This window comes from Methylothermus subterraneus (assembly GCF_054656915.1).
The window spans coordinates 1-6,709 of the sequence record NZ_BAAHXK010000020.1 but is presented as its reverse complement, the minus strand read 5'-3'; the positions used below and the strand labels follow the sequence as shown (position 1 = coordinate 6,709).

The following is a 6,709-nucleotide window of genomic DNA, read 5'->3' as shown; positions in this document are numbered from 1 at the left end:
CAAAAAGGCACGATCGAGGTACCCGACGTCTCAGACTTACTGGAGGTCGATAGCATGTTGGCCGAACGCATCGAGAGTTGGACCAAAGAATGGTGGGAGAAAGGGTTGCAGCGAGGCGAGGAAAAGGGTTTCTACCTCGGTGAGCTGCAAACCTTGCAACGGCTGCTCACAAAGCGCTTTGGGCCGTTGCCGCAAGCGGTGCAGGTGCGCTTGAGCACCGCAAGCCGGGAAGAGGTCGAGCGGTGGCTGGATCGGGTGCTCGACGCGCAAACGCTCGACGAGGTCTTTGCCAAGTAGCGAACGTTGGACGGTCACGACGTGACCGTCCGAAAAATCCCCATCGCTACGCCACGGTTACGCAGTAATCAACACAACAATCTACAGTTTTTGTGGATTTTCCGCATCTGGATTCTCGCCAGTCGCACCTCGTCCGTTTGTACCACCAGAGGCAATCGAGACGATCACGACCGCCGTGTCCAAAACGGCATAGCCACGCATGGACTTAATTGATTTCATTGATTACGATGCAATCATTACAATCGAACATTCGGTTTCATGGCTACTTTGACGATTCGCAATTTGGACGACACCCTCAAGCAAGCGCTACGCATCCGTGCGGCACAGCACGGCGTATCGATGGAAGAGGAGGTCCGGCGCATTCTGCGTGAGGCCTTGACCCACGCACCCAAGCCGCAATCTTTCGGGCAACGGCTCAAAGAGCGCTTTGCCGACGTTGCCGACGCCGACTTTTGCTTACCTGCGCGGCAACTGCCGCGCACACCCCCCCCATTGGGATGAAGCGTTGTGATCCTGCTCGATACCAATGTGCTCTCTGAATTCATGCGCCCAAAACCCAACGATGCGGTTGTCGCATGGCTCGATGCGCTTGCGCCTGAAAAGAGGTATGGATTTGCGCCGTTAGCGTCGCCGAAATCAGGCTTGGGCTTGATGCCTACTGGCACGCGTCAGGCGGCGCTAGCACAGGCGGCCGAGGCGATGTTCTCGGAAGACTTTGCAGGGCGCTGCCTGCCATTCGATGCTCAGGCGGCATGTCAAATGGCCCTGACCTGGGTGCGCGACAACCTCGGCCACGCCAGTCTCCAAACCACCTCGCGCTACCTGCATCAGGAAGCCGACGCGCGCTTTCGGGAAATCGAGCGCTGAGCAACCTCCGAGGCGACGACGCAGCCTCCCTGCGCGCGTTGATTGGCCAGCTTCACCTAAAGCGCCCGCCCCAAGGTCTGCCCGCCGTGCTGCAACGAGATGGCGTTGAGCAGCCCGCTGTCGCACCAGACGGTCAACAGGCCGGTACGGATCGAGCAGCGAGGCCTGCCGATACACATAGACGCTAGCAAGACAGAAAACGAGCCGGACAGAAATGTAGGCGTTCTTAGGCTAATTTTGTCTAGGTGCGCATACAGGGTCTGTCCCATCAAGGCGGGGAGGAAGTCAATCGGCTATAAGTTCTTCAAATTGCTGTATCAGCTTTTCCAGTTTCCTGCGTTTTTTGCTGTCTTGCAGAATACCGTCTGATCTGATCTTTCTACTCATTCGGCTGAGTCTGTTCAGTAATTCCTCTTCATCTTTTCTGGGTACGTGGGCTGCGACAATCTTACGCAATTTGGCTACTGAGTAGCCGTCCTGAATTGCCTCGTTTGTTAGCGCTCTACGCGTGTTTTCATCTTCTATTTTGCCTAGGATTCTGGCTTTTGTGTATGGCAGCGCTCCGGAGTTCAGGGCTTGGATAAGATCATCCGGCAGCCGGAGAATCGGCAACCTGTTTTGAAAAAAAGACTCCCACGTCAGCTTCCCAAGTTCCTCGAAGACTGACACCACGATCGTCTCTGTTTTGGTTCCTGCAATCTCGGGACTAATAACGTTATTAGTCGCACGGTAACCGGAACGCTTCTTTTCGTTCCACAGGCGGTTCAGTACCTTGATAGCCGCATCCTGGTCCGATACTCCCTTCGCCTTGAGCTGGGTGAAGTAGGGGGTGCCAGACAGTTTAATCGCCAAGAGTTGCAGGTACCCCAGTGTCTCTTCGTAAGGGCTGAGATCCTCACGATTGAGGTTTTCTAGCAGAGACATTTGATGCGCAGTGGCATCGTCGAGCTGGCGAATGTGAGCCTTCAGGCTTGACAGCCCGATGAGCTTGCAGGCTCTGTATCGCCTCTCTCCTGCAACGACTTCGAACCGGCCATCTTCCTTTGGCCTGACGGTTACTGGGTGGATCAAGCCATGCATTTTGATGTCGTTCGCAAGCCGATTCAGCGCTTTCTCATCATAGTGACGTCTGGCGTTCCATGGTGCTGGATCTAGGAGATCCAGACTGATTTCCACCATGCTATCCGTCTCCAGGTAGGAGCCAGTGTTGGATTTGCGCTTCGCGTTCTTCTGAAGGTTGTCTAGCTTTTCGGGTGACAGTTTGAATTTTTTAGCCATCGATTTCCTCGGCAAGTTGCCGGTACTGTTCCGCGCTGACTCCCTTGGGGTAATAGTCAATGATGGTCTTTCCCACGGCTGGCGCTTCGGCCACCCTGATTGCTTCGTTGATGACGGTTTTGAAGACAGGAGGGCCGAAATTTTGGATGGCTTCGATAACCTCTTTACCCAGATTGGTTCTGGGATTGTGTCGGGTGGCCAAGATGCCTGTGATCTTAAGCCGGGGATTGATCTTTTTTTGGATGAGCTCTAGTCTGGCTAGCAGGGTTGTCAATCCTTGAAGCGCGTAAAAGTGAGTGGTTACCGGGATGACGACTTCATTGGCAGCTACGAGTACGTTGATTGTCAGCATGCCAAGATTAGGCGGGGCATCCAGAAGGATATAGTCGTATTGTTTGCAGAGTTCGGGAGTGATGGCGGATTTAAGAATGGATTCTCGTGTAAGCCGGTTGACAAGTGAGAATTCAATGTCCGCTAGCTCGATGTCCGAGGGGACAACTTGAAGATTTTCGATCTCTGTTTCATGGATGGCTTCTGAGAGCGGTTTGTTGTCCTCACTCAGGATGTGGGTGATGGTCGTTTTGAGTTCCAGCGGATCCAGTCCGATACCAACTGTCAGATTAGCCTGTGGATCTGCATCAACCAGAAGAACCTTCTTGCCTCTTTCGGCCAAAGCAGCTCCTAGATTAATGGTCGTGGTGGTTTTTGCAACTCCACCTTTTTGGTTGGCGAAGGCGATGATTCTAGACATTATCAATCCTGAGTCAGCGTGTTTTGTTCCAACAGCTTCATGCGTTTGTTTGCAGCTTTGACTTGGCTGATGAAAACAGGATGAGGGGTAATGGTATAGAGAATATCTTGGATGGATCTTCGGGGGCCAAAGAAGACATTCTCTTCAACGTTTAACAGTACTTTCTTATTGATCATTTCATCGAAAGCCTTGCGCATGGTTCTGGCATCGAAGCGAAGGGCTGAGGCATTGAGTAGTCCGCTGTCTCTTTTAATAGAGGTCAGGCGGATTTGATAGGGGTTTATAAGTGAGGCCTGAATATATAAGTGCGCCATTCGTTTGTAGAGCCAACGCGCCAGAGATGATGAATGAGAAATCATTGTGGCGAAATCGAACTGACGAAAGGTAATGTTATGAATGCTTTCAGCGACGAGAGGCGAGAACCTCACATACCATCGTGATTTGGGATCCTGCTCCCAGTCGATGCGGCTCACGGCGCCGATTTCGGTAATTATTGGAGATCGGTAGAAGGCGTGTTTGCTGCCAAGCTCGGTTAGTTCAATGATGGTGCCCGAGAGAATCTTGAGGGATTCGATAATCCTTTTTTGAGGCAGTCCGTGTCCTGACTCTTCGAGGAGTTTTCTTAACTGTCTTATGGTAAACGAGACGCCAGCCCCTTCTTGGTCTAGGAACCCTTGCCCTTTTTCGACGGAAAGTTTCCTTAAAGCGTCTTCGATGATTTCTTCTCTTTCCGATGGGAAGGTGTCTTGTTCGCCTTTTGGTGTTTCAATACGGGCTGGAAACATCTTCATTTCGAAGTCCTTGCCCCGGTAGCGGAATGTCTTGATTAAGGACTGCATCATGCCGTTGGATTGTCTCAAGTATTGTTGAGCATTTTTAGGTATGTACTTTGGTATGGCATCCCAGAGCTCAATGGTGTTTGAGAGCCTGTCGCGCTCTTCCTCGTTGTTGCAGAGGAAGCTTTGGAAGAGCTCCATCTGTGGATGGACGTAGCTTACTTGTTGGGGGGGGCGGGTTGAGAGCCGCTTCTTCACGGATGGACCTATAAGGTTTTCCTCAACTGTATTAATTGTATTGCAGGTGCGGAAATCGACCAACCATGGGTACAATCGATCACGGAAGCGAGACTGGCGGTGTGAGCCTCTGGAATCTCTACTCCTCGGGGCGAGAAGGCCAAGATAAAAACAAAGGTTAAAAAAGATTAAAGGTTAAAAGAAGATTATTATCGTATAACATTTTGATTTTTTTGGAAAAATTTAGATTTTCCGTGACCGTTTGTACCCACATTTGGCATAGTTAGCGTGATCGCTTGTACCCATGTCAAATTCCCCGTGAGCGTTTGTACCCATTTTTTTGAGATTCTGTGATCGCTTGTACCCATTTGGACGGGTTAGAAGTCGGTAGGATCATTTCTTCGTGATCGTCTGTACCCATTTTTTTGATCTGTAAGGGGAGGTAGCTGGCAGGAAGAAGGGGGGTGTGTGATCGTCTGTACCCATTATGCGTGATCGCTTGTATCCATATTACCGAAAGTCAAGCGCTAGCAGACTTGTCCCGATTCGTGAAGCCGCCGAAGTACTTGGCGTCTCGGTGCAGTGTCTGCGCCGTTGAGGAGGCGCAAGCATGATTCTCGCCCACAAGATCGCGCTCGATCCGAACAACGCGCAGGCGACCTACTTTGTCCGCGCATGTGGTGTAGCGCGCTTTGCCTACAACTGGGCGCTGGTCGAGTGGGGCAGGCAGTATGAGGCATGGAAAGCCGACAACACCCTGCCCAAACCACAAACCATCCCAACAACGGCGGGTGGCAACGTGAGCCGCATGAGTGAGATTCTCGGCGTTCCGGCCCCAACGTCTATCAGCTGCTAAAAAAACACCCTATCGAACCGGACGGCTCATGAGCGGAGCAGGCGAGGCGGCAAAAACGGCGCCACATGAGCGGCAGGATAGCCGTTCCAGTGCGCCAGGGAACCGAGATCGAAGGTCTGCCTAAGCTGCCGGCCGGCCTGTTTCAGAAAAGGGCGCTTATGGCCAGTCGCACCCCGCCGCTGACGCCCCAGACCGTGGTCGTCGGCGCCCCGGCCCTCGCCCTGTGGCTGCAATGAAAGCTGGCCCAGCAGCTGGGCGTCGCCGCCCACATCGATTATCCCCTCCTCGGCGGCTTTCTCTGGTCCCTGGCCCGGGGGCTGCTGAAGGATCTGCCGGCCGACGATCCGCTGTCGCTGGAACGCCTGACCTGGCGCCTGTACGAAGCCCTGCCCGAACTGGCCCCCCGGCCCGGATTCGAAACCGTCAAAGCCTATCTCGACCGCTGCCGCGACAGCATCGGCCGCTTCCAGCTGGCCGGGCGCCTAGCCGACGTTTACGACCGCTACCTGTACTACCGCCCAGACTGGATTCGAACCTGGGATGCCGGCGAGCACCCTAAGGGGCCGCCAGCCTGGCAGGGCGAGCTGTGACGACACGTCAGCCGGGACACCGCCAGTCACCGGGTCATCGCCCTCGACCGCCTGGGCAAGGCGCTGGCCTCCGGACAACCGGCCGGCCTGCTCGGGCGGGTGGACTTTTTCGCCCTCCACAGTCTGCCGCCGGGCTTCATGCCCCTGCTCGCCGCTCTGAGCCGGCACACCAAACTGCACTTCTGGCTGCTGAGCCCCACCGAACACTACTGGGACTGGGCCGACCTGCGTTCCCTCAAGGCCCGGGCCTGCACCCGCCTGCACGATCCGGAAGCAGCCGAACTGCAGGAAACCGGCCATCCCCCTGGCTTCCTGGGGTCGGGAAGGCCAGACCTTCCAGGATCTACTGCTCGACGCCTTCGAATCCCCGATCGAAACCGCGCACCTTCGCCTGCCGGAGAGAACCAGCCTGCTCAGGCATCTGCAGGCCGACATCTTCGAACTCCAGGGCGGCGAGGAATCCCCGACGATCCGTGCCCTCCCCAAGGCCGACGGCTCCCTGCAGATCCACGTGGCCCACAGTCCCCTGCGGGAATGCCAGGTTTTGCACGACACCCTGCTGGGGCTGCTGAACGCCGATCACAGCCTCGAGCCGGAAGACATCCTGGTGCTGGTGCCCAAAATCGACAGCTACGCCCCCTACATCGAGGCGGTATTCGGTGACGACCACCCGGATCGCCCTGCCCTGCCCTGGCATCTGGCCGACGTCTCCATCGCCGACGCCTATCCCTCCTTTGTCTCTTCAAGGAAGGATCAATTCTTCGTGTCGTTATAGGGTCATTTTTGCATGTCGCCTCACAGCAGCATCACCGGCGGCGCAGGCGGCAAGTTGATTAGGCTCGCGTAGCGCTTCATCACTCAACGGGTGAGCGTAGAATCGATCCGGGATCTCAGAGCCTGAGGGCGCTCCCGGTACCCGTCCGGCAGGGTGGTGTCCGGCTCCAGCGCCAAAGCGGCGAGTTCCGCCTAACGATAGGCGAAATGGAGCCACTCTCCATGACGCGCGTGCACCGTGGGGGGTCGCCTTCTCGATGGAATCCAGCAGTTCCTTTACCTC

At 55.1% G+C, this 6,709-nt stretch carries 9 protein-coding genes and 2 pseudogenes; 7 read left to right on the top strand and 4 right to left on the bottom strand.

The window, feature by feature from the left end; translation table 11 throughout:
• The 3 genes and pseudogenes from ACYQ3M_RS11380 to ACYQ3M_RS11370 form a co-directional block, all read left to right on the top strand.
• A pseudogene (locus ACYQ3M_RS11380) lies at positions 1-297 on the top strand (Rpn family recombination-promoting nuclease/putative transposase); the annotation flags it as partial.
• A 258-nt stretch (positions 298-555) separates the two neighbouring features.
• Complete coding sequence (locus ACYQ3M_RS11375; RefSeq protein WP_460036203.1) at positions 556-798, top strand: FitA-like ribbon-helix-helix domain-containing protein; 243 nt, start codon at positions 556-558, stop codon at positions 796-798.
• 6 nt (positions 799-804) lie between these two features.
• Positions 805-1,164: a PIN domain-containing protein gene (locus ACYQ3M_RS11370; protein WP_460036202.1), complete on the top strand. Its 360-nt coding sequence runs from the start codon at positions 805-807 to the stop codon at positions 1,162-1,164.
• A 56-nt stretch (positions 1,165-1,220) separates the two neighbouring features.
• Here the strand turns inward: ACYQ3M_RS11370 and ACYQ3M_RS11365 are convergent, their stop codons facing one another.
• From ACYQ3M_RS11365 to ACYQ3M_RS11350, 4 genes are all read right to left on the bottom strand, one after another.
• The gene (locus tag ACYQ3M_RS11365) at positions 1,221-1,343 is read right to left on the bottom strand and encodes a hypothetical protein (protein ID WP_460036201.1); all 123 of its coding nucleotides are present in this window, start codon (positions 1,341-1,343) and stop codon (positions 1,221-1,223) included.
• Between the two features lie 106 nt (positions 1,344-1,449).
• Positions 1,450-2,442 carry a ParB/RepB/Spo0J family partition protein gene (locus tag ACYQ3M_RS11360; RefSeq protein WP_460036200.1) on the bottom strand — a complete coding sequence of 331 codons (993 nt, stop codon included), beginning with the start codon at positions 2,440-2,442 and terminating at the stop codon, positions 1,450-1,452.
• Positions 2,435-3,193, bottom strand: coding sequence for a ParA family protein (locus ACYQ3M_RS11355; protein WP_460036199.1), 759 nt, complete (start codon positions 3,191-3,193; stop codon positions 2,435-2,437). Before ACYQ3M_RS11355 ends, ACYQ3M_RS11360 begins: the two co-directional genes overlap by 8 nt.
• Positions 3,194-3,195: 2 nt before the next feature.
• On the bottom strand, positions 3,196-4,227 hold the full coding sequence (locus ACYQ3M_RS11350) for a hypothetical protein (RefSeq protein WP_460036198.1): 1,032 nt from the start codon (positions 4,225-4,227) through the stop codon (positions 3,196-3,198).
• A 589-nt stretch (positions 4,228-4,816) separates the two neighbouring features.
• On the opposite strand from ACYQ3M_RS11350, the gene ACYQ3M_RS11345 reads away from it, so the two are divergent.
• The 4 genes and pseudogenes from ACYQ3M_RS11345 to ACYQ3M_RS11330 all read left to right on the top strand — a co-directional run bounded on the left by ACYQ3M_RS11345 (position 4,817) and on the right by ACYQ3M_RS11330 (position 6,427).
• Positions 4,817-5,062, top strand: a complete 246-nt coding sequence (locus tag ACYQ3M_RS11345; RefSeq protein WP_460036197.1) for a helix-turn-helix domain-containing protein — start codon at positions 4,817-4,819, stop codon at positions 5,060-5,062.
• A gap of 65 nt (positions 5,063-5,127) precedes the next feature.
• Positions 5,128-5,298, top strand: coding sequence for a hypothetical protein (locus ACYQ3M_RS11340; protein ID WP_460036196.1), 171 nt, complete (start codon positions 5,128-5,130; stop codon positions 5,296-5,298).
• A gap of 3 nt (positions 5,299-5,301) precedes the next feature.
• Positions 5,302-5,862, top strand: a pseudogene (locus ACYQ3M_RS11335) (exodeoxyribonuclease V subunit gamma); the annotation flags it as partial.
• A gap of 301 nt (positions 5,863-6,163) precedes the next feature.
• Positions 6,164-6,427, top strand: coding sequence for a hypothetical protein (locus tag ACYQ3M_RS11330; protein ID WP_460036195.1), 264 nt, complete (start codon positions 6,164-6,166; stop codon positions 6,425-6,427).
• Positions 6,428-6,709 lie beyond the last annotated feature (282 nt).